This is a genomic window from Rhodoferax sp. U11-2br, assembly GCF_018619435.1.
Lineage (GTDB): Bacteria > Pseudomonadota > Gammaproteobacteria > Burkholderiales > Burkholderiaceae_C > Rhodoferax.
Genome location: NZ_JAHFZF010000013.1, coordinates 62353 through 80809, shown reverse-complemented (window position 1 = coordinate 80809; position 18457 = coordinate 62353). Strand labels below are relative to the sequence as shown.

Genomic DNA, 18457 nt, shown 5'->3' with positions numbered 1-18457 from the left:
GTCGACACCAACTCAGGCTGCCAGCACCTGCGGGTTCAACGGTGTCAAGGGTTTGCCATGCAGCAAAAACCCGATCAGGTTGTCTGCCGCGAGTTGCGCCATGGCCAGCCGGGTGGGCTGGGTGGCGCTGGCAATGTGCGGGGTCAGCACCACGTTGTGGCAGGCCAGCAGGTCCGGGTGCACCACTGGCTCCCCCTCAAACACATCGAGTCCGGCGGCCGCCAACTGGCCGGTGCGCAAGGCTGCAGCAAGCGCGGCGTCATCCACAATGCCACCGCGTGCGATGTTGACCAGGGTGGCTGTGTGCTTCATCTGCGCCAGCTCCAGCTGACCGATGCTGTGGTGGGACGCGGCGCTGTAGGGCAGCACCAACATCAGGTGATCGCTGTTGCGCAACAACTCCTCCTTGCTGACCCAACGCGCCTGACAGGTCGCTTCGGTGGCATCGTCCAACCGCGAGCGGTTGTGGTAGATCACCTTCATACCAAAACCAAAGGCGCCGCGCTTGGCAATGCCCTGCCCGATGCGGCCCATGCCCAGAATGCCCAGGGTGCGGCCATGCACCTCAGCCCCGGCAAACAGGTCATAGCGCCAGTGGTTCCACAAACCCGCACGTAAAAAGTGCTCCGACTCGGAGATGCGCCGCGCCGTGGCCAGCAGCAATGCAAAACCAAAATCGGCGGTAGTCTCGGTCAACACATCGGGGGTGTTGGTGGCCAGCACACCAGCCTCCGTCATCGCGTCAAGATCAAAATTGTTGTAACCCACCGCCATGTTGGCGCAGATCTTCAGGTCAGGGCAAGCCGCCAGCAGCGCCGCATCAATCCGCTGGCTGCCGGTGGTGAAAACACCTTGTTGGCCCTGGAGCTGCTGCGCCAGCTCGGTGGGTGTCCACAACACATCGTCTTGATTGGACGACACCTCAAAATGCTGCGCCAGCTTGTCCAGAACCTCGGGGAAAACAGCACGTGCGACCAGAACAGCAGGTTTCATGGCGGGCTCAGTGTCCAAGCAGGCGCATCTCAACGATGTACCACAGGGCGCCCCCAAAATAGCCCAGCAGCGCCAGCCCGCTGATTTTTTTCATGTACCAGAAGAAATCAATTTTCTCCAAGCCCATCGCGGCCACACCCGCGGCCGAGCCGATGATCAGGATGGAACCGCCAGTGCCCGCGCAATAGGCCATGAACTCCCACAGGAAACTGTCCGCCGGGAACTGGGCCAGGTCATACATGCCCATCGATGCAGCCACCAAAGGCACGTTGTCCACCACGGCACTCACCAGACCGATGATCAACACAATGACGTCCTGGCGGCCCACCGTGGCATCGAGCCACTGCGCCAGCGAGGTCAGGATATGAGTGTGTTCCAGCGAGGCCACCGCCAGCAGGATGCCGATGAAAAACACGATCGAACCCATGTCGATCCTGGACAAGGCATGCACCAGTGTGAAGTGGTCCTTGTCTTCGTCAGACTTGTCGCGGTGCAACAGATCACCCACCAGCCACAAGATGCCCAGGCCAAACAAAATGCCCATGAAAGGAGGCAAATGGGTCAGCGTCTTGAACACCGGCACCGCCACCAGAATCCCCAAGCCCAGGAAAAACATGATGTTGCGTTCTGCGTTGGTGGACACCACCCGGTTTGAATCGGACTGGCGCTCTGGCGACACCACGGGTTTGCCCTTCAAGAGAAAAGCGGTCACAGCCAGGGGCACCAACAGATTGATCATGGACGGCACGAACAGTTCTTTCATGATGTTCAGTGCGGTGATCTGGCCACCAATCCACAACATGGTGGTGGTCACGTCACCAATCGGCGTCCATGCGCCACCCGCATTGGCGGCAATCACGATGATGCCGGCAAAAAACAGCCGGTCATCGCGCTTGTCGAGCAGCTTTTTCATCAGCGACACCATCACGATGGTGGTGGTCAGGTTGTCCAGAATGGAACTCAGAAAAAAGGACACAAAACCCACCATCCACATCAGGGTGGAGAGTTTGGTAGTTTTGATACGCGAGGTGATCACCTCGAACCCGTTGTGGGCGTCGATCACTTCAACAATGGTCATGGCACCCATCAAAAAGAACACAATTTGTGCGGTGCCCATGAGCGATTCGGACAGGTTCTCACCCACCAGATGGGCGTCTGCACTGGACACGGCGTAGATGGTCCATAACAAGCCGGCACCAATCAAAGCCGAGGCTGACTTATTGATTTTGATAGGGTGTTCAAGCGCGATGGCTGCGTAAGCCAGCACAAAAACAATGACCAGAGCTGTCAACATGAAAATACCTTTGTTTTTGATGGAACGACAGGGCGATTATCACCGTCGGTTTTGTCGACAACCCGACTTTCAGGTCCCTAAAAGCCGATAGGAAACCACGCAGCCCAGGTCACTAAGCAAAAAAAAAGCCACCCGAAGGTGGCTTTTTTGGGCTGGGTCCAATTACTTGGAAGCAGCAGCCTTGGCGGCTTCAGCAGCAGCAGCAGCGGCGGCATCAGCGGGAGCAGCAGCAGCGTCAGAAGCGGGGGCAGCAGGTGCTTCAGCAGCGGGAGCAGCAGCAGCGGCAGGTGCTTCAACAGCGGGTGCAGGAGCTTCTTCCTTCTTGCCACAAGCAGCCAAAGCAGCAGCAGCGATCACAGCGGCGAGTACGAGAGTTTTGTTCATTTGTAATTACCTAAAAAAAAAGACAATTTCCGGAAATTGTTGATGCAGTCACCTGCATCCCAACAAGCATACATCGCTGAAGCGAGCGTTGCTTGGGGCTTGATTATAGTCACCATACCAATGGTTTCTACCATTGACATACCACATATCTTATGCTTGAGGCCTAAATCAGGTGCAACCACCCTGCCACGGCCCATGCAGCAAGCAGCTTCTGAGCCTGCTTGCTGAGCTTTTGCAGCTCTTTGGCGCTCAGGCTTTTCTGATTGGCCAGCAAACGCATCAGCTCGGCATCCCGGCCAGCAGCCAGAAAACTCTCACCGTTGATGAAAATGTGCTGCTGATCGAACATCATCTTGGTGCGACGATCCAGTTGTACCGCGCAGCCAGCCAGCTCGACCCCGCCCTCCTGTGGCAAAGCTTCAAACCAGACCTGAGGTTTGGGTTCGGTCATGTATTCACCCAGTCCGCGCGCCAGCGCCAGCGGATCCTTGAGAGCGTCCTCGACCGCTTGGTGGGCAAACGCCAACATGGCGGCCGGTATCTCGGCAGCTTGCGCCACCGCAGGCTGGCTGGCATCACGGTACAGCACCTCACCGAGTTCGTCCTCGGCCTGCTCTGCCACACGCTGCAACAGCTCTCGCGCCAGCTCGGCTTTTTTGGGGATGCGAAAACCAATCGAGTAGGTCATGCACTCACCCTGGGCGATGCCATCATGGGCATAACCAGGCGGCAGGTACAACATATCTCCCGGCTCGACCACAAACTCCTGCTCCGGGACAAAGTTGCTCAGGATCCGTAACGGCACACCGTCCTGCAGCACCGGCTTTTTCTGCCGTCCGATGCGCCATAACCTGCGACCATGGGCTTGCAACAAAAACACGTCGTAACTGTCGATGTGCGGACCCACCCCCCCTCCATCGCTGGCATAGCTGATCATCACATCATCCAGTCGGGCATCGGGCACAAAACGGAACTGGTTCATGAGTTGGTGCACAGACTCATCATGCAGGTCCACACCCTGCAACAGGATGGTCCAGCCGGCTTGTTTGAACGGGGGCAAGGCTTTGCGCTGAAACGGACCGTGTTTGAGTTGCCAGCCGGGACTCTTACCCGGCTGTTGCACCACCAGACGTGAGGCCACATCCTCATCTGCGGCCAGGGCCATCAGCTCGGAGCGGCTCAACAGTGGCTTGAACTGAGGCAGCGCCTGGCGCACCAACAGGGGCTTTTTTTGCCAGTAGCGTTTCATGAACTGCTGCGGGCTGATGCCGCCCAGCAAAGGCAGGGCTTGGGTGATGTCCATGGAATGCTCCTCTAATGCGACAATTCTAGGTATGAAAATTACTGAACAATGCGTAGCCGCTTTAAGCTGGACCCTCAGCGACACCCTCGGTGAAGAACTGGACGTGCTCCAGGACCCGGTTGAATTTCTGATCGGCGGGGATGACCTGTTCCAGATCATTGAAGACGCCTTGCAAGGCTGCAGCGCAGGTGACACCGTCAAACTGCAGATCGAGCCCGAGCAAGGGTTTGGCGAGTACAACGAACAACTGGTGTTCCTAGAAAGCCGCGCCCTGTTTCCCGATGAACTCGAAGAAGGCATGACCTTTGACGGCAGCGCCCTGCCCGCTGGCTGCAACCCCGATGCACCACATGACGCGCTCTACACCGTGACCGAGATTTATCCGGAACATGTGGTGCTGGACGGCAACCACCCGCTGGCGGGTATCGCGCTGCGCCTGAGCCTGACCGTGCGCGCGGTGCGTGAGGCCACCGAGGAAGAAATCGGCAGCGGCACCGCTGGCACCGGTTTTTTCCGGATCACACCTATGCTGCAGGCACCCGGCAGCGACAGCTTGCACTGAAGTCACAGGGCGCCCGCAAGCGCCTGTTGGACTCAGGCTTTGCCGGTGGAGCCGTAACCGCCCTCGCCACGTTCGCTGGCGGGAAACTCGTTCACCACGTTGAAACGCGCCTGCATCACCGGCACCACCACCAGCTGGGCAATACGCTCCATCGGCTCGATGGTGAACGCAGTACTGCTGCGGTTCCAGGCGCTGACCATCAGCTGCCCCTGGTAGTCGCTGTCAATCAATCCCACCAGGTTGCCTAACACAATGCCATGTTTGTGACCCAGACCCGAGCGCGGCAGGATCAATGCCGCGTAGCCCGGGTCCTTGAGGTAAATCGCCATGCCTGTGGGCACCAGTTGCCAGGCATTGGGTTGCAAAGTCAATGGCGCGTCCAGACAGGCGCGTAAATCCAGCCCGGCACTTCCCGGTGTGGCATAGGTGGGCAGCTGGTCAGCCAGCCGCGGGTCGATGATCTTGATATCAATATCTAGCATATTTAGCCTGTAGCCCTTGTTTTGTGAGCGATGTCCGCTATTAATTTACGAGCCAGTGCAAGCTTGGAGTCACGCGACAACTCGCGCACACCTTGCTCGTCCACCAGCAGCAAGGTGTTGTCATCCTGACCAAAGGTGGCCGGACCGATGTTGCCCACCAGCAGGGGCACACCCTTGCGAAGCCGCTTGGCTTGGGCATTGGCCACCAGGTCCTGGCTCTCTGCCGCAAAACCGACGCAAAACAGCTCGCCGCTTTGCGCACGGGGTGACTGCGCCAGCGTTGCCAGGATGTCGGGGTTCTCTACAAAGCTTAGCGTGGGCGCTTGGCCCGAGCCGTCTTTCTTGATTTTCTGTTCGGCCTCTTGCGCAGGGCGCCAATCGGCCACTGCTGCAGTTGCTACAAAAATATCAGCTACTGGCGCTTTATCCATAACGGCTTCGAGCATATTGGATGCTGAACGCACATCCACCCTATGGATGCCACGCGGCGTCGGCAGGCTGACCGGACCAGCCACCAGCGTGACCTCGGCACCCGCCTCGCGCGCGGCACGGGCAATGGCAAACCCCATCTTGCCACTCGACAGATTGGTGATACCACGCACCGGGTCCATCGCCTCGTAGGTCGGCCCGGCGGTGACCAGCACATGCTGACCTGTGAGTAACTTGGGCTGAAAAAAAGCGATCAGCTCGTCCAGCAGATCCTGGGGTTCCAGCATGCGACCGTCGCCCGTTTCACCACAGGCCTGCTCACCGCTGCCCACCCCCAGCACCACCGCGCCGTCAGTCGCCACCTGCGCCATATTGCGCTTGGTGGCCGGGTGTGCCCACATTTCGCGGTTCATGGCCGGCGCCAGCAACAGCGGCACCTTGTCGATTGGCCGCGCCAGACACATCAGGCTCAGCAACTCATCGGCCTGACCGTGCGACAGCTTGGCGATGAAATCGGCACTGCAGGGTGCGATCAGGCAGGCATCGGCTTCGCGACTCAAGTTGATGTGTGCCATGTTGTTGGCTTCACGCGCGTCCCACTGTGAGGTGGCCACGGTGCGCTGGCTCAGCGCCTGCATCGTCACCGGGGTGATGAACTGCTCGGCAGCGGCCGTCATCACCACCTGCACCGTCGCACCTGCTTTGATCAGCAGTCGGCACAGCTCGGCCGACTTGTAGCAGGCAATTCCCCCAGTGAGGCCCAGAACAATGTGTTTCCCAGCAAGATCTTTCATGCGCCGCAATGTAACAGAGCGGTACCCGGTTACATGGCCGCAACAAGGCGGCCTTCTATAATCCTTTTTTACCAGCTCCATGAGCGTGCAGCTCCCCTCGACATGACCAAATTTGTCTTCGTCACCGGCGGCGTGGTGTCTTCCCTGGGCAAGGGAATCGCCTCAGCCTCACTCGCCGCGATCCTTGAATCACGTGGCCTCAAAGTCACTCTGATCAAATTGGATCCCTATCTGAATGTCGACCCCGGCACGATGTCGCCATTTCAGCATGGTGAAGTGTTTGTGACCAATGACGGTGCGGAAACCGACCTTGATTTGGGGCACTACGAGCGTTTTATTGAAACGCGCATGAAAAAGGCCAACAACTTCACCACCGGCCAGATCTACAAAAGTGTGCTCGAAAAAGAGCGCCGTGGTGACTACCTGGGCAAAACCGTTCAGGTGATCCCGCATGTGACCAACGAAATCCAGGACTTCATCAAACGCGGTGCCGACTTTGGCACACCGGATGCGGTGGATGTGGCGATTGTGGAAATCGGCGGCACCGTGGGTGACATCGAGTCGCTGCCGTTCCTGGAAGCAGTGCGCCAGCTCAGCCTGCGCTTAGGCCCGAACCAGGCCGCTTTTGTGCATCTGACTTATGTGCCGTGGATCGCTGCAGCGGGTGAACTCAAAACCAAGCCGACACAACACACGGTGCAAAAATTGCGCGAGATTGGTATCCAGCCCGACGCCCTGTTGTGCCGTGCTGACCGCTGCATCCCCGATGACGAGCGCGAAAAGATCTCGCTGTTCACCAATGTGGCGCAATGGGGTGTGATCTCCATGCCCGATGTCGATACCATTTACAAAGTGCCGCGGGTGCTGCATGAACAAGGCCTGGACGGTCTGATTTGTGACAAGTTGCGCCTGAACACACCACCAGCCAACCTCAAACGCTGGGATGACTTGGTAAATGAAACCGAACATCCCAAGGGCAATGTCTCGATTGCCATGGTGGGCAAATATGTCGAGCTGAGCGACAGTTACAAGTCACTCAACGAGGCGCTACGCCACGCGGGCATGAAAAACCATGTGCACGTCAACATCAGTTACATCGACTCGGAAACCCTCTCGCCTGACAACGTGGCGCAGCTGGCCAAGTTTGACGCGATTTTGGTGCCTGGTGGTTTTGGTGTGCGGGGTGTCGAAGGCAAGATCTGCGCGGCGCGTTTTGCCCGTGAAAACAAGATTCCTTACCTGGGCATCTGCTTAGGGATGCAAGTGGCCACCATCGAATTTGCGCGCCATGTGGCCGGTTTGACCGACGCCAACAGCACCGAATTTGTTCCCGATTGCCCCCATCCGGTGATCGCCTTGATCACCGAATGGAAAGACGCCGACGGCAGCATCAAGACACGCACCGAAGACTCGGACCTGGGCGGCACCATGCGCCTCGGCGCTCAAAGCTCAGATGTGGTCAAGGGCACGCTGGCGCACAAGATTTATGGCAACGTGGTCACCGAACGGCACCGCCACCGTTTTGAAGCCAATGTGAATTACCTCGACAAGCTGCGCCAGGCCGGGCTGGTGATATCGGCGTTGACCCAGCGTGAGCACCTGACTGAGATTGTCGAACTGCCGCAAGCGGTGCACCCGTGGTTCATGGGGGTGCAGTTCCACCCCGAGTTCAAGTCCACCCCTTGGGCTGGCCATCCGCTGTTTAACGCGTTTGTGCGCGCAGCCCTGGACCAACAAGTCACATCCACCCCTGAGAAAGCGTTGGCCTGATGAAACTCTGTGGTTTTGAGATTGGCCTGGATCGGCCGTTTTTCCTGATCGCCGGGCCCTGTGTGATCGAGTCCGAGCAATTGCAAATGGACACGGCGGGCACGCTGAAAGAGATCACGACCAGCCTGGGCATCCCGTTCATTTTCAAAAGCAGTTTTGACAAGGCCAACCGTTCCAGCGGCAACACCTTCCGTGGCCCCGGCATTGACAAGGGCCTGGAGATTCTGGCCAAGGTCAAACGTGAACTCGGTTTACCGGTGCTCACCGACATCCATTCTGAAGACCAGATCGCCCAGGTGTCGTCGGTGGTGGATGTGTTGCAAACCCCGGCTTTTTTGTGCCGCCAGACCGATTTCATCCGCGCTGTGGCCCAGAGTGGCAAACCAGTGAACATCAAGAAGGGGCAGTTTCTCGCCCCCGGTGACATGAAAAACGTCATCGACAAAGCCCGTGCAGCCGCACGTGAAGCAGGTCTGGTGGAGGACAACTTCATGGCCTGTGAACGTGGTGCCAGTTTTGGCTACAACAACCTGGTGAGCGACATGCGTTCGCTGGCCATCATGCGTGATACCCAGGCGCCCGTGGTGTTTGATGCCACCCACTCGGTGCAACTGCCCGGCGGCCAAGGCACCAGCAGTGGCGGCCAACGCGAGATGGTGCCGGTGCTGGCACGCGCAGCCGTGGCCGTGGGTGTGGCGGGCCTGTTCATGGAAACCCACCCGAACCCGGCGCAAGCCCTGAGCGATGGTCCCAATGCGGTGCCCCTCAAACACATGAAAGCCCTGCTGGAAACCCTGTTGGACCTCGACCGGGTTACCAAAAAGCATGGTTTTCTTGAAAATGACTTCTCGGCGTGATTCAATCACGCCCCATCTATAACCCCTTTTCCCGTGTGTTTAACTACTGAAAGAAGCCAATGAGTGCAATCGTAGATATCGTAGGTCGTGAAATTCTGGACTCCCGTGGCAACCCCACGGTCGAGTGCGACGTGTTGCTGGAAAGCGGCACCATGGGTCGCGCCGCAGTCCCAAGCGGCGCTTCTACCGGAAGCCGCGAAGCGATCGAGCTGCGTGACAATGACAAAACCCGTTACCTCGGCAAAGGTGTCCTCAAAGCCGTCGAGCACATCAACACCGAAATCTCGGAAGCCGTGCTGGGTCTGGATGCGTCGGAACAAGCCTTCCTGGACAAGACCCTGATCGACCTGGACGGAACCGAAAACAAATCCCGCCTGGGCGCCAACGCGATGTTGGCCGTCTCCATGGCTGTGGCACGTGCTGCCGCTGAAGAGTCCGGCCTCCCGCTGTACCGCTACTTCGGCGGCATGGGTGGTATGCAGATGCCCGTGCCGATGATGAACGTCATCAACGGCGGCGAACACGCCAACAACAACCTGGACTTGCAAGAGTTCATGATCATTCCGGTTGGCGCCCCCTCTTTCCGTGAAGCCCTGCGTTACGGCGCAGAAGTGTTCCATGCCCTCAAGAAGATCCTGCACGACAAGGGCATCAGCACCGCTGTGGGTGACGAAGGTGGTTTTGCACCCAAGGTTGAAGGTGGCCATGAAGCCGCGATCCAGCTGATTTTGCAAGCGATTGACAAAGCCGGTTTTGTCGCTGGTGAACACATCGCCCTGGGCCTGGACTGCGCTGCCAGCGAGTTCTACAAAGACGGCAAATACCACCTCGAAGGTGAAGGCCTGGTCTTGAGCGCTGAGGAATGGACCGACATGTTGGCCACCTGGGTCGACAAATACCCGATCATCAGCATCGAAGACGGCATGGCCGAAGGCGACTGGGATGGCTGGAAAGTCTTGACCGACCGCCTGGGCAAAAACGTGCAGATCGTTGGTGACGACTTGTTTGTGACCAACACCAAGATCTTCAAAGAAGGCATCGACAAAGGCATTGCCAACTCGATCCTGATCAAGATCAATCAGATCGGCACTTTGACCGAAACCTTCGCCGCCATCGAAATGGCCAAACGCGCCGGTTACACAGCCGTGATCAGCCACCGCTCTGGCGAAACCGAAGACTCGACCATTGCCGACATCGCCGTGGGCATGAACGCCTTGCAGATCAAGACCGGTTCCTTGAGCCGTTCGGATCGTATGGCCAAGTACAACCAGCTGCTGCGCATCGAAGAAGACTTGGGTGAAGTCGCTTCCTACCCTGGCCGCGCTGCGTTCTACAACCTGCGCTAAACGCCAGTTGTGGGCAGACGCCTCGTCCCGACCCTGCTGATCACGCTGCTGCTGCTGTTGCACGCGCAGCTGTGGTTGGGCCGGGGCAGTTTGCCCAAGGTGGCGCAATTACGCGCCGACCTGAGCGACCAGCTTCAGAAAAATGAGCAGTTCCAGCAGGCCAACAGCCAGCTGGAGGCCGAGGTGCAAGACCTCAAGGAAGGCCTCGAAATGGTTGAAGAAAAGGCCCGGATGGAACTGGGCATGGTGAAAACCAACGAGATCTATGTACAGATGTCGCGTTGAGACCGACCCGCTCGGCCTTGAACGAAAGGCAGGCTGACTTCCAGCCCCTCGCCACAAAAATCCCTCTCACTGCGTGTTGACCCCACATCGCCGCCTACAATGGGGCCGTCTGTCGTGTTCGCTGGGCTGTATATTCCTTGAACCAATGCTCATTGAGCCAGGGCTTGGAACATTGTGTTGTTGGCGTGATCATCTCGCGTTAGATGAACCCAAGACGACGCTGACCTCGCCCACCTGAACCCCGGTTCAGGATGCCGGTCTGGTGCCACGGCAGACACCTTTTTTGATATGGCCAATGCACTTTGAACCCTCCCTGATTCTTGCCCTAGGCCTGCTGGGTCTGATCTCGGGCTTTTTGGCGGGGTTGCTTGGGATTGGTGGCGGCATGATCATGGTGCCGTTTGTCACAGCCATTCTCTCCAGCCAGGGTGTAGACCCGCAGCTGTCCATCAAGATGGCCATTGCCACCTCCATGGCTACCATCGTTTTCACCTCCGTGTCGAGCTTGCGTGCGCACCACAAACGTGGTGCCATCCGCTGGGATTTGGTCAAAAGCCTGGCGCCAGGCATTGTTCTGGGCGCGGGTATCGCCAGCATCGGTGTCTTTGCCGTTCTGAAGGGCTCGACCTTGGCCTTGGTTTTTGCCTTGTTTGTGGGATTTTCCGCCACCCAGATGTTTCTGGACAAAAAGCCTGCACCAAGCCGCTCGGTACCCGGGCCGATGGGTTTGCTAGGTACCGGTTCGGTGATTGGCTTTTTGTCAGGGCTGGTCGGGGCTGGTGGTGGTTTTGTCAGCGTGCCTTTCATGACCTGGTGCAATGTGCCCATTCACGCGGCGGTGGCCACCTCGGCCGCCCTGGGTTTTCCCATCGCCCTGGCCAATGCACTGGGTTTTGTGGTGAGCGGCTCTGGTGTGGCCCAACTGCCCCCTTATTCCCTGGGGTACATCTGGTTTCCCGCTCTGGTGGTGATTGCCAGTTGCAGCATCCTGACCGCACCCTTGGGTGCGGCAGCGGCCCACAAACTGCCTGTCAAACGTCTCAAACGGGTGTTTGCCAGCGTCTTGTACCTGCTGGCGACTTACATGTTGTACCGCGCGGTGGTCAGCTGGTAAGGCGTGGCCCCATTGCTGGTATCAGGTAGGTCACGCACTTGTCTCGGTGAAGGCCACAGCTGTGGCCCCCGTCTGGTTCAGGCGTCCACCCAGCCACACTCACAGGTAAAGTGACGCAGAAAGGGCGGCTGTTTGGTGATCTTCACACCACGAATGCTGGCGGCTTTGCCCTTCACCTCGGCAATCACTTCGGCGGCGTAGTCAAAGTGGCTCTGGGTGTACATGCGCCGCGGGAACGCCAAGCGCACCAGCTCCATGCTGTGGTAGGTCTCCTTGCCATCGGCCAGGCGTTTGCCAAACATCACTGAGCCAATTTCCACACCGCGAATGCCGCCCTCGAGGTACAGGGCATTGCACAAAGCCCAGGCAGGGTAATGCGCCACCGGCATATCAGGCAAGACGGTACGTGCGTCGATGTAGACCGCGTGGCCACCGGTGGGCTTGACAAAGCTGACACCCGCCGCCTCCAGCCGTTCACCCAGGTATTCGGCGGTGCGCAGTCGGTAACGCAGGTAGTCTTCCTGCATGCCCTCCTCCAGCCCCACCGCCAGCGCTTCCAGGTCGCGCCCGGCCAGACCACCGTAGGTGGGAAACCCTTCGGTCATGATCAACACGTTGCGCACAGCGTCCATCCACTCCTCGCTGCGCAGCACGATGAAACCGCCAATATTGACCATGCCGTCTTTCTTGGCACTCATGGTCGCACCGTCGGCGTAACTGAACATCTCACGCACGATGTCCTTGATCGGGGTGTTTTCGTAGCCCGGTTCACGCATCTTGATGAACATCGCGTTTTCCGAGAAACGGCACACGTCCATGATGAAAGGCTTGCCGTATTTCTTGAGCAAGGCGGCATAAGCACGGATGTTGGCCATCGCCACCGGCTGGCCACCACCGGTGTTGTTGGTGACGGTGATCATGCCAAACGGGATCTGGTCACCACGTTCTTTCAGCAAGGCTTCAACGCGCTCCAGATCGATGTTGCCCTTGAATGGATGGATGGTGGCGGGTTGCAGCCCTTCGGGAACCACCAGATCCAGCGCCTCGATACCGAGGTACTCCAGGTTGGCACGGGTGGTGTCAAAGTGGCAGTTGTTGGGCACCACGTCACCCTTTTTGCATACGGCGGTGAACAGCACTTTTTCAGCGGCCCGGCCTTGGTGGGTCGGCACAAAGAAGTTCATGCCGGTGATGTCCTGGATGACTTTCTCCAGCCGGTAGAAGCTGCGTGCACCGGCGTAACTTTCGTCGCCTTCCATGATGGCGCCCCACTGGCGGCTGGACATGGCGCCGGTGCCGGAGTCGGTCAGCCAATCGATCAACACGTCTTCGGCGTGCAATTTAAAAACGTTGAGTTTGGCAGCTTCGAGCAGCTGAACCCGCTCCTCACGGGTCGTCATACGGATGGGTTCAATGCTTTTGATACGGAAGGGTTCGATCAGGGTTTTGGGCATGTTTTGCTCGTCTCAGTCAATGGAGGCGAGAAGTTAGCACCGGCTTAAACCCTGTGGTGTCGGTTAAATACAACAGATTTCAAATGAGGGGCCGACCCGCTCTGCCCCTGAAATACCCGCAACGCAAGCGTGTTCCTCAAAGCTTGAACAGCGCCACGATCTGCACCAGGTCACTTGCACGGGATTTCAAGCCGCTGGCGGCAGCGGCCATTTCCTCGACCAAGGCCGCGTTTTGCTGCGTCACTTGGTCCATTTGCGTAACCGCCTCACCCACCTGCGACACACCCAGGCTTTGCTGGCGGCTGGCTGCACTGATCTCACCCATCACATCGACCAGTCGGGAAATGCTGCTGACCACCTCGGTCATGGTGCTGCCCGCTTGATCCACCAAGGCAGTGCCACTGGCCACGCGTTCCACGCTGGCATCGATCAGGGTCTTGATTTCTTTGGCGGCTGCGGCACTGCGCCCGGCCAGCGATCGCACCTCAGAGGCAACCACGGCAAATCCACGGCCCTGCTCACCGGCACGTGCCGCTTCCACGGCCGCGTTCAAGGCAAGGATATTGGTCTGGAAGGCGATACCGTCAATCACGCCGATGATGTCGCCGATCCGGCGCGACGCCTCATTGATGCCGCGCATGGTGTCAACCACTTCGGCCACCACCTGCCCACCCTGCACCGCCACGCTGCTGGCTTGCACTGCCATCTGGCTGGCCTGAGCGGCGCTGTCAGCGTTGTGCTGCACGGTGCCGTTGAGCTGCTCCATGCTGGCAGCCGTTTGCTCCAGCGAGCTGGCCTGGGATTCGGTGCGCGCCGACAAGTCGTGGTTGCCATGGGCAATCTCGGCGCTGGCGGTGGCGACACTTTCAGAGCCCTCACGGACCTCGCGCACAATGGTGGCGAAGGTATCGCGCATGGCACCAATGTGAAACAACATGCTGCTGCTGTCGTTGGGCTTCAAGTCAATGTGCATCGCTAGGTCACCTTGGGCAATGCGTTGTGTCAAGGCGCTGACATAGCTGGGTTCACCACCCAGTTGGCGTTGGATGCTGCGCGAAATCAGCAGACCCAAAGCACCCAGCAGACCCAGCAGCAGCAGGGTGCCACCGGCGAAACCGGTGGTCCGACGCCAGACCGCAGCATCGACATTTTCGACATAGACCCCGGAGCCAATCACCCAGCCCCACGGCTCAAAACCCTTGACGTAAGAAATTTTCGGCACCGGTTCGGTATTGCCTGGTTTGGGCCAGACATAAGACACAAAACCATCCCCACCGGTTTTAACCTGATTGACAAAGTCCACAAAAATCAACTGTCCCGTGGGACTTTTCAGGTTGCTGACGTCTTTGCCTTCGAGTTCGGGCTTGATCGGGTGCAGCACGATGTTCGGATGCATGTCGTTGATCCAGAAATACTCGGCGCCGCTGTAGCGCAGCTTGCGCAGCATCTCGATGGCCTGCCGTTTGGCCTCGTCCGGCGGCAGCTTGCCCTGTGTTTCCAGACCATGAAAATGCGTCAACACCCCCTGTGCAATCTCGACCGTTTGGCGCACAGCCGCCTGGCGTTCCTCCAGGATCAGGGCGCGTTCAGACCACAGGAACACACTCGCCAGCAACACCAGACCCAACATGGCACTGGCAATCAGCCAGGTCAAGCGACGGGCGATGCTCATCGACGTCAGTTTCAACATTCAAGTGCCTCCGTGTGATCAGCGCTTTTGCAGCGCCATATCGACCCCCCGATTTGCAAGTTCATCGGCTCGCTCGTTACCCGGGTGACCATTATGACCACGCACCCAGCGCCACTCGATCTGATGAGCACCGCCATTCACCAAAGCATCCAGCCGTTGCCACAGATCAACATTTTTGACCGGTGCCTTGGTGGCGGTTTTCCAGCCGCGTGCTTTCCAGCCCGGCAGCCACTCGGTCATGCCTTTGAGCACATACTGGCTGTCCACATGCAGCGTGATCTTGCAAGGGCGCTTGAGCGCCGACAAGGCCTCGATCACCGCCATCATCTCCATGCGGTTGTTGGTGGTGTCGAGTTCACCGCCACACAATTCTTTTTGCGCCTCTGGCGACTTCAGCAACGCGCCCCAGCCGCCCGGGCCGGGGTTGCCCTTGCAGGCGCCGTCGGTATAAATATCAATGCTGTTCAATGTGTTTGCCCATGTGTTTAGGTTTATGTGTCATTTTTGGCCTGTAGACCTTATGTTACCTGAGCTATTAGCTACAGTAACAGGAGCAACCGCCAAGCGTCTGACGGCCTTTCGGGCCGGGTTGATCAAGGTCATGCCACGCACCCGCTTGACCGCCACCAGACAGTACACCGAGCCCAGTATCGGCCACCAGCGCGCACCCGCCTTGTCCATCCAGTTGAAGCGCTGCAACCAGGCCTGGCTGGAGCAGGCGGGCCGATAGCAGCCAAATTGGCTGTCTTCGATCTCCAGACTCAGCAGGCTCAACCAATCACGCAAGCGCAAATAGCCAATACATTCCCCCGCCGACGGCAGCAGCAGCCGCTGCGCCCCCATCCAGCGGAACCAGTTCGGTCGCCGCTGGCAAAAGCCCCACATACTTAATGGGTTCAGTCCACAAATCACCACCCGGCCTTCAGGCATCAGTACACGCGCCACCTCGCGCAAGACGCCGTGTGGATCGGCGGAGAGCTCCAGCGCATGGGGCATCACCACCAGATCGAGGCTGTTGGCCGAGAACGGCAAGGCTGAAAAATCCGTGACCAGCGCCGCTCGTGGGCTGGCGGATGGCTCCTGCGGCAAGATGCTGGTTTCTGTCGGGGTTTGCGTGGCCAGCCAGCGGTGTGGCATGCGGTTGGCTTCGAGTGCGTCCAGCTCGGGCAAGCCCAGTTGCAGCGCGTGAAACCCAAACACATTGCCCACCGCCTGTGCCATTTGCGCCCGCTCCCAGGACAGCAGGTACTGCCCTGGCGGAGAGGCCAACCAATCGTGCATCCCTATAATTTGACCGCTCATGAACTTAATTCCACTGCCTGCTTTCAACGACAACTACATCTGGATGCTGCACGATGGACAGCGTGCCCTGGTGGTGGACCCCGGCGATGCCCAGGTTGTTTTTGAGGCAATTCAAGATCTGGATGTCCAACTCGAGGCGATTCTAGTCACGCACCACCACCATGATCACACCGGCGGCGTGGCCGAACTGCGCGAGGCGACCGGCGCGCGGGTGTTTGGCCCCATGCTAGAGCAAATGCCTGAACCGCTGACACGCCTGTCGGGTGGTGATGTGGTTGAGTTGCTGGGTTGGCGCCTGCGGTTGATCGACGTGCCCGGACACACCGCTGGCCACATTGCCTTCTACACCGAGCCCGAGGGCCAGGACCCGCTGCTGTTCTGTGGTGACACCTTGTTCAGCGCAGGCAGTGGACGCCTGTTTGAAGGCACTCCTGCACAAATGCTCAACTCGCTGGGCAAACTGGCCGCCTTGCCGGACAACACGCGGGTGTGCTGCGCCCATGAGTACACGGCCAGTGGGCTGGTCTTTGCACATGCCGTTGAGCCCAGTAACCAGGACGTGCTCAACCACCAGGCCACCGTCCAAACGCTGCGTGAACAGCACTTGCCCAGCCTACCTTCGAGCATCGGTCTGGAAAAAGCCATCAACCCTTTTTTGCGGACACACCTCCCCAGTGTGATCCGCGCCGTGCAGCAATTTGACGCCACCGCCCTTGACCCGGTGCGTGTGTTTGCGGCGCTGCGAACCTGGAAAAATCAGTTTTGACACATTTTTTGAAATCGGCAGCGCTGCTGCTTTGTCTTGTGCTGGTGGGCTGTGCCAGCACCACCCCAAGTGGCCAACCAGACACCTACACCCTGGCCACCTCACCCAGTGCACCAGGCGTACGTAGCGACAACAGCGCCCCCGGATTGCGCAACCCGGTCTACCCCAGCGGCGGTTTGCGTGCCCTGCCAAGCCTGACTCTGAATGCCTTGCCGGTGCACGCGCTGACCCCACCCGCCGACATGTGGGACCGCATCCGCCTCGGGTTTGCCATGCCCGAGCTCGACAACGACCTAGTACGTGACCGCGAACAGTGGTACGCCACCCGGCCCGACTATGTGCAACGCATGACCGACAGGGGTGGCAAGTACCTGTTCTACATTGTGGAAGAACTGGAGCGGCGCGGCATGCCCACCGAGCTGGCCCTGCTGCCCTTTATTGAAAGCGCGTTCAACCCGCAGGCGGTCTCCAGCGCGCGCGCTGCCGGCATGTGGCAGTTCATGCCCGCCACCGGCAAATACTTCGAACTCAAGCAAAACATGTTTCGTGACGAGCGTCGTGATGTGCTGGCCTCCACCCGCGCCGCGCTGGACTACCTGCAACGTCTGTACGGCATGTTTGGTGACTGGCACTTGGCACTTGCCGCCTACAACTGGGGCGAAGGCAGTGTCTCCCGGGCCATTGCCAAAAACAAAAAGCTGGGCCTGGGCACCAGCTACCTCGACCTCAAGATGCCGATGGAAACGCAGTTTTATGTGCCCAAGCTGCAGGCCGTTAAAAACATCGTGACCGACCCGGACAAATTCAACACACGTTTGCCCGCCATTGGCAACCATCCGTATTTCCAAACGGTGGAAATTCGCCGCGACATCGATGTGGCGCTGGCAGCCAAACTGGCCGGGGTGCCTTTGAACGACTTCCGGGCGCTCAACCCGTCGGCTTCCAAACCGGTGCTGCTGGCAGCAGGCACACCCAGCATCCTGCTGCCCTGGGACAACGCCGAGGTGTTTCAAGCCAACCTAGAGGCCTATGGTGGCAGTGGTCTGGCCAGCTGGACGGCCTGGATTGCACCCGCGACCCTCAAACCTGCTGACGCCGCCAACCGCTTCAACATGTCAGAGAACGAGCTGCGCGAGGTCAACAACATCAAGGGCCGCATGCTGATCCGTGCCGGCTCGACCTTGCTGGTGCGCCGTGACAGCAGTGTGCTCAATGATGTGAGCAACCATGTGGCCGATAACGGCCAGCTGTCGCTGGCGCCCGAGGTGGTGCTGCGAAAGACCAGTGTCAAAGCCGGCAAAAAAGACAGTGTGGCCTCCCTGGCCAAACGTTATGGTCTGAACGTGGCGGAAGTCGCGCGCTGGAACAACATCAGCGCGTCAGCCGTCTTCAAGGCCGGACAAAAAGTGGTGGTGTATTTGCCCGCACGCGCGAGTCGGGCCGTGAGGGCGGCACCGTCAAGCAAAGCCGCACGCTCATCACCGGGAAGCAGCGCCAAAAAAGCCGCCAAGGTGCCAGCGCGCAAAAAAGCAGTTGTAGCGCCCACGAAAGCGGCGCCAGCCAAAAAGAAGTGATCCGAGTGAGGCCGGTAAGCGTTTGACCGGCGCGCCAAGCACCAGCCAGCTCACTATG

At 58.9% G+C, this 18457-nt stretch carries 18 protein-coding genes; 8 read left to right on the top strand and 10 right to left on the bottom strand.

The window, feature by feature from the left end; all coding sequences use genetic code 11:
• Positions 1-12 precede the first annotated feature (12 nt).
• The 4 genes from KKO72_RS10515 to KKO72_RS10500 all read right to left on the bottom strand — a co-directional run bounded on the left by KKO72_RS10515 (position 13) and on the right by KKO72_RS10500 (position 3974).
• Positions 13-993 (bottom strand): D-glycerate dehydrogenase, encoded by a 981-nt coding sequence (locus KKO72_RS10515; protein WP_214938023.1) that lies wholly within the window; start codon positions 991-993, stop codon positions 13-15.
• Between the two features lie 7 nt (positions 994-1000).
• Positions 1001-2287, bottom strand: a complete 1287-nt coding sequence (gene nhaD, locus KKO72_RS10510) for a sodium:proton antiporter NhaD (RefSeq protein ID WP_214938021.1) — start codon at positions 2285-2287, stop codon at positions 1001-1003.
• A gap of 162 nt (positions 2288-2449) precedes the next feature.
• Complete coding sequence (locus tag KKO72_RS10505) at positions 2450-2671, bottom strand: hypothetical protein (protein ID WP_078363366.1); 222 nt, start codon at positions 2669-2671, stop codon at positions 2450-2452.
• Positions 2672-2834: 163 nt separating this feature from the next.
• Entirely contained in the window at positions 2835-3974 is a 1140-nt protein-coding gene (locus KKO72_RS10500; protein WP_214938019.1) for a cupin domain-containing protein, read from the bottom strand.
• A gap of 31 nt (positions 3975-4005) precedes the next feature.
• Between KKO72_RS10500 and KKO72_RS10495 the strand changes: the two genes are divergently transcribed.
• Positions 4006-4536 (top strand): peptidylprolyl isomerase, encoded by a 531-nt coding sequence (locus KKO72_RS10495; RefSeq protein WP_214938017.1) that lies wholly within the window; start codon positions 4006-4008, stop codon positions 4534-4536.
• A gap of 32 nt (positions 4537-4568) precedes the next feature.
• Here the strand turns inward: KKO72_RS10495 and dut are convergent, their stop codons facing one another.
• A complete protein-coding gene (gene dut, locus KKO72_RS10490; RefSeq protein ID WP_214938015.1) occupies positions 4569-5018 on the bottom strand; it encodes a dUTP diphosphatase in 450 nt (149 codons plus the stop codon).
• Positions 5019-5020: 2 nt separating this feature from the next.
• Positions 5021-6241: a bifunctional phosphopantothenoylcysteine decarboxylase/phosphopantothenate--cysteine ligase CoaBC gene (coaBC, locus tag KKO72_RS10485; protein ID WP_214938013.1), complete on the bottom strand. Its 1221-nt coding sequence runs from the start codon at positions 6239-6241 to the stop codon at positions 5021-5023.
• Positions 6242-6343: 102 nt separating this feature from the next.
• Here coaBC and KKO72_RS10480 point away from each other — a divergent pair, with 102 nt between their 5' ends.
• From KKO72_RS10480 to KKO72_RS10460, 5 genes are all read left to right on the top strand, one after another.
• Complete coding sequence (locus KKO72_RS10480; protein ID WP_214938011.1) at positions 6344-8011, top strand: CTP synthase; 1668 nt, start codon at positions 6344-6346, stop codon at positions 8009-8011.
• Positions 8011-8868: a 3-deoxy-8-phosphooctulonate synthase gene (kdsA, locus tag KKO72_RS10475; protein WP_078363372.1), complete on the top strand. Its 858-nt coding sequence runs from the start codon at positions 8011-8013 to the stop codon at positions 8866-8868. The genes KKO72_RS10480 and kdsA overlap by 1 nt, the downstream gene beginning before the upstream one ends.
• Before the next feature lie 59 nt (positions 8869-8927).
• Positions 8928-10214, top strand: coding sequence for a phosphopyruvate hydratase (gene eno, locus KKO72_RS10470; protein ID WP_078363373.1), 1287 nt, complete (start codon positions 8928-8930; stop codon positions 10212-10214).
• Between the two features lie 9 nt (positions 10215-10223).
• Entirely contained in the window at positions 10224-10499 is a 276-nt protein-coding gene (locus tag KKO72_RS10465) for a septum formation initiator family protein (protein WP_078363374.1), read from the top strand.
• 295 nt (positions 10500-10794) lie between these two features.
• Positions 10795-11613 (top strand): sulfite exporter TauE/SafE family protein, encoded by an 819-nt coding sequence (locus KKO72_RS10460; protein WP_214938009.1) that lies wholly within the window; start codon positions 10795-10797, stop codon positions 11611-11613.
• 77 nt (positions 11614-11690) lie between these two features.
• Here KKO72_RS10460 and KKO72_RS10455 read toward each other — a convergent pair whose 3' ends face one another.
• The 4 genes from KKO72_RS10455 to KKO72_RS10440 form a co-directional block, all read right to left on the bottom strand.
• A complete protein-coding gene (locus tag KKO72_RS10455; protein WP_214938007.1) occupies positions 11691-13067 on the bottom strand; it encodes a tryptophanase in 1377 nt (458 codons plus the stop codon).
• A gap of 136 nt (positions 13068-13203) precedes the next feature.
• Positions 13204-14757: a methyl-accepting chemotaxis protein gene (locus KKO72_RS10450; RefSeq protein WP_251140579.1), complete on the bottom strand. Its 1554-nt coding sequence runs from the start codon at positions 14755-14757 to the stop codon at positions 13204-13206.
• Between the two features lie 18 nt (positions 14758-14775).
• A complete protein-coding gene (gene rnhA, locus KKO72_RS10445; protein WP_214938005.1) occupies positions 14776-15225 on the bottom strand; it encodes a ribonuclease HI in 450 nt (149 codons plus the stop codon).
• Between the two features lie 30 nt (positions 15226-15255).
• On the bottom strand, positions 15256-16059 hold the full coding sequence (locus KKO72_RS10440; RefSeq protein WP_251140578.1) for a class I SAM-dependent methyltransferase: 804 nt from the start codon (positions 16057-16059) through the stop codon (positions 15256-15258).
• Between KKO72_RS10440 and gloB the strand changes: the two genes are divergently transcribed.
• Together gloB and KKO72_RS10430 are read left to right on the top strand one after the other, a co-directional pair.
• Entirely contained in the window at positions 16058-16825 is a 768-nt protein-coding gene (gloB, locus tag KKO72_RS10435; protein WP_214938003.1) for a hydroxyacylglutathione hydrolase, read from the top strand. The two genes, KKO72_RS10440 and gloB, sit on opposite strands and share 2 nt — an antisense overlap.
• The gene (locus tag KKO72_RS10430; protein WP_251140577.1) at positions 16822-18399 is read left to right on the top strand and encodes a transglycosylase SLT domain-containing protein; all 1578 of its coding nucleotides are present in this window, start codon (positions 16822-16824) and stop codon (positions 18397-18399) included. The genes gloB and KKO72_RS10430 overlap by 4 nt, the downstream gene beginning before the upstream one ends.
• The last annotated feature ends 58 nt before the right edge of the window (positions 18400-18457 follow it).